This is a genomic window from Mucilaginibacter sp. (genome assembly GCF_036383575.1).
In the GTDB taxonomy this organism is placed as follows: Bacteria; Bacteroidota; Bacteroidia; order Sphingobacteriales; family Sphingobacteriaceae; genus Mucilaginibacter.
In genome coordinates, this window is sequence record NZ_DASVOB010000677.1 from 1 (window position 1) to 3,988 (window position 3,988).

3 protein-coding genes, 1 tRNA gene and 2 pseudogenes are annotated in these 3,988 nt (G+C 41.2%); 3 read left to right on the forward strand and 3 right to left on the reverse strand.

What is annotated here, in order from left to right; translation table 11 throughout:
- Together VF500_RS23630 and VF500_RS23635 are read right to left on the reverse strand one after the other, a co-directional pair.
- Window positions 1–255: pseudogene (locus VF500_RS23630) on the reverse strand (polysaccharide deacetylase); the annotation flags it as partial.
- 4 nt (window positions 256–259) lie between these two features.
- Window positions 260–655, reverse strand: a complete 396-nt coding sequence (locus VF500_RS23635; protein WP_330862030.1) for a DoxX family membrane protein — start codon at window positions 653–655, stop codon at window positions 260–262.
- Between the two features lie 86 nt (window positions 656–741).
- On the opposite strand from VF500_RS23635, the gene VF500_RS23640 reads away from it, so the two are divergent.
- On the forward strand, window positions 742–1,584 hold the full coding sequence (locus VF500_RS23640) for an AraC family transcriptional regulator (RefSeq protein WP_330862031.1): 843 nt from the start codon (window positions 742–744) through the stop codon (window positions 1,582–1,584).
- 35 nt (window positions 1,585–1,619) lie between these two features.
- Here the strand turns inward: VF500_RS23640 and VF500_RS23645 are convergent.
- Window positions 1,620–1,691, reverse strand: a tRNA-Arg gene (locus VF500_RS23645).
- A gap of 267 nt (window positions 1,692–1,958) precedes the next feature.
- Between VF500_RS23645 and VF500_RS23650 the strand changes: the two genes are divergently transcribed.
- A complete protein-coding gene (locus VF500_RS23650; RefSeq protein ID WP_330862032.1) occupies window positions 1,959–3,488 on the forward strand; it encodes a glycoside hydrolase family 28 protein in 1,530 nt (509 codons plus the stop codon).
- 295 nt (window positions 3,489–3,783) lie between these two features.
- Window positions 3,784–3,988 (forward strand): annotated as a pseudogene (locus VF500_RS23655) (inositol oxygenase); the annotation flags it as partial.

A 3,988-nucleotide genomic window follows, 5' to 3' on the forward strand; every position in this document is an offset into this window, starting at 1 on the left:
AAACCAGGTGGCACCGGGCAGATCGATATAACCCTTTTGCATATTTTGCGGAAATGGGCTTTCGGCATTGTCGGGCTGACCACCAGCCTCAAATTGCATGGATATAGAAACTACCAATCTTGAGCCATCGGCCCATTTTGATGTGCCGGAATTGTTGATGGCTGTGTGTTGTTTAGCAGCTACTAAGTTGCCGCTCACAAGGCCTGCCAAACCTAAAAGGCCGCCTTGTTTTACAAATTCTCTTCTTGAGCTCATGATCTTATTTATTAAAGAAAAGGTTATCTAATGAGTAAGTATTGTTAGCAGCAAACTGAAGCAGCACGGCAAAAAAAGCGGCATGGATCAGTTGAGAAGGCAGGATCTCCCAGTTTTCGATCAAACAGCTGCCTAATATTAATATGATCATTACCAGGGCACCGGCAATTAAAGCGGGTTTGGTAAACAGGCCTGATAGTAGTAATAAGCCAATAATAAATTCGGCAATGGGCAGCAGGTAACTGAAAGGTGTTACCATAGCTTTAGGCAACATTGATTTTTCGAAGGCGCCGACCATCCAGTTGCTAAAGCCATTAAGTTTAGGTAAGCGAACCAGGCCGTGGCCAAACATGCTGGCTCCGATGGCCAGTCTTAAAAGTAAAAAAGATGTAGTGTTCATTTCGTTTTGTTTTGATAAGTCAAAGTTCTGTATAATCAGGGCCTTGGCCTTGTACATTGAGGGGGATGATCTGTAACTTTACGGGTATGGAAACCAAGAACCTATACCGGCCATATGAGCTGGAACTGCTTGAAACAAGCCAGTATACAGCCAAGCCACACCGTAATACATTTTTTGAAATGGTATTTACGCTGGAGGGCAAGGGAATCCAGATCATTAACGGGCATGAATTGCCCTATGCCTCTGATAAGTTCTTTTTGATTTTTCCGGAAGACCATCATGGCTTTGAGGTGCATGAGTTAACGCGGTTTTACTTTATCCGCTTTACGGATAGTTACCTGAAAACCCAAAGCGATCAATGGGTTAAAAAAATGGAGTTCATTTTTCATAATCATAACCATTTGCCGGGCTGTATCCTTAAAACAGTTACCGACAAGCCACTGGTAAGGGCTATGATAGAGGCTTTGCAGCGGGAAACATCAAACGAGTTTCCGCAGCATAATGAAGTGGTTGAGCAATTGATGAATACCATCATCACTATTGCTGCCCGTAATATCACGCTACAGCAGCATGCTAATATTATAAAGCAGCCATCAACAACCACACTGCCGCTGCTTAACTATATCCATGAATATATTTACCAGCCCGACCGCTTAAAAGCCGAGTGCATAGCCTCATCATTTAACTTTTCGCCAAACTATATCAGCGAATATTTTAAGAAAACCACTGGCGAAAGTTTGCAGCAATACATCACCAGCTATAAGCTGAAACTAATAGAAACCCGCCTGCAATACACCGATAAGCGTATGAGTGAAATAGCTTATGAGTTTGGCTTTACCGATGAAAGCCACCTGAACCGCATTTTTAAAAAGTATAAAGGGGAGAATCCGACGTCGTTTAGGAAGAGGTATGCGGAGGCTGTGAGGTAAACAAAAATGGACTTACTGTTTGTAAGTCCATTTTGTGCTCCCGACGAGATTCGAACTCATATCGATGGTACCGGAAACCATAATTCTATCCATTGAACTACGGAAGCAGATGGGGCAAAGATATAAAATTGATTTAAACCAAAAGCATTGTTTAATACATTAACGTATTGTAATAATGCACAGCTTTAGTAACAAATTATTATCAACACTATGAGCGTTATGTAAACGTTTACGTAAATAAAAGTGTAACACCATCCGCAACTAAATTGAAAGTTTAATAGTTTAGGTGTTTAATGTACAATTAAACGCCTCATATTTGTAGACTTGAGAAGCGATAAACCTGCTTGAATTTTTCTCTTAATAAATAACGCATAATGAAAATCCTTCATTTTTTAACCCTGCTTATAACGCCGTTTGCTGGTTATGCTCAGCAAAAAGTATTTAACATTACCGATTATGGCGCCAAAGCTGATGGTATTACCAATAACGCTATCAGTATTCAAAAGGCTATTGATAATGCAGGCGCGCAGGGCGGTGGTACGGTATACGTACCTGCCGGCAAGTTTTTAACGGGTGTAATCAGCATGAAATCAAATGTTACGCTGAACCTTGCCCAAAATGCTATACTGCTGGGTAGCGCAAAAAGGATTGATTATGGCGAAGGCCACGCAGCACCGTTAATTGCTGCCAATGGCCTGCAGCATATTGCCATAACAGGCAAGGGTACAATTGACGGAAACGGCGAAGAATTGCTGAAAGACGTTTTCGCGATGCTGAAGGCGGGTAAATTAAGGGATTCATTATGGCAAAAACAAAATCCCTGGGGGCAAACTCAACCCGAGGAGCCCAACCGGCCCAAATTGATCCATTTTTCAAACTGTACTAATATCCTGATAAAAGGTGTAACTATGAAAAACGGCCTGGTGTGGGTACAGGACTACACCAAATGCCGCGACCTGGTAATTGATAGTATAAAAGTTGAAAGCAATACGTATTGGAATAACGATGGCATTGATCTGGTTGATTGCCAAAATGTAAAGCTTACCAATAGCTTTTTCAATGCCGATGATGACGGGATCTGCTTAAAATCAAGCGACAGGAATAGTAGCTGCGAAAATATTTATGTGGCAAACTGTACTACCAGGTCAAGCGCAAGCGGGATCAAATTTGGTACGGCCTCAAGGGGAGGTTTTAAAAAGATAACGATAAAGAATGTAAAAATTTACGATACCTATCGGTCGGCCATTGCGTTGGAGTGTGTTGATGGGGGAGTGATGGAAGATATTGATATCAGTGATATCCACGCGGTAAATACTGGCAATGCCATTTTTATTCGTCTTGGTCATCGCAATAAAGATGCTGTAGTGAGCAGTATCAATGGCATCCATATCAGTAATGTAACGGTAGATGTACCCAAAGGCAAACCCGATAAAGGTTACCCGATGGAAGGCCCCCTGGTTAAAGGAAACCATAACACCTTTCCTTCGTCAATTGCCGGGCTGCCCGGGCACCCGGTTAAAAACGTAACACTTGAAAATATTAAGATAGTGTATCATGGTGATGCCAGCAAAGAGGAAGCCAATGTCAGTCTTGATTCGTTAACAAAGATCCCTGAAAACCCACATGATTACCCAGAGTTTTCGATGTTTGGCGAATTGCCTGCCTGGGGCTTTTATACCCGCCATGCAGAAGGGGTGACGTTTAAAAATGTAACCCTTAGCTGCCCTGGTAATGATTTCAGGGCTGCCGCAGTATTTCACGATGTGGAGGGATTGGCTATTAACGGCCTTAAAATACCGCAAGTTAAATCACTGCCGGTGGTTGTGTTTAACGGGGTAACTAAATCTTCGGTTAAAGGTATTCAGATCCCCGGAACAAGTAAAAATAAGATCCTTAAGAGGTAGTTTCACTTTACATAAAGAATCAACCTTGCTAAATCAATTTAAATGCTTTTTAGCCTTATGTATTAGGCATTTAGCATTAATATAACTTAATCGTTTACGTAAATAAATATCGCAGATAATGTAAAAGCTCCGTTTTTTTTATCAAAATTTAATCATTATAAAACTAAACGGAGCATTTAATTGCAGCCCCAAATAAAACTTCATAGCCGCAATACATAATTGGATTTTTCTGTGGTGTTGGGTTTAGGAGTGCAATAAAACATAAGGTGCTTATTATTTAATAAAGGTTTACGATATGGAAAAGTTAACTGAAAAAGAGATGTCGCCATTGTCAAGTCTTGATGTATGGGAAGATGATGTATTGAGCAGGTATCCCGAGCCGGGTACTGCCAAAGCCAAAGACGAGTTTAGGGTTTATAACGATGCAGAGGATAACCCGGTAAGGGAATTTTACAGGCTTAACCATACTCATCAAACCTATGGCAACGTATTGGCCAAAA

What these genes read in the sequence shown, in the direction of transcription:
- VF500_RS23635 (WP_330862030.1), bottom strand. Translation starts at nt 655, where the DNA reads ATGAACACTACATCTTTTTTACTTTTAAGACTGGCCATCGGAGCCAGC.
- VF500_RS23640 (WP_330862031.1), top strand. Translation starts at nt 742, where the DNA reads ATGGAAACCAAGAACCTATACCGGCCATATGAGCTGGAACTGCTTGAA.
- VF500_RS23650 (WP_330862032.1), top strand. Translation starts at nt 1,959, where the DNA reads ATGAAAATCCTTCATTTTTTAACCCTGCTTATAACGCCGTTTGCTGGT.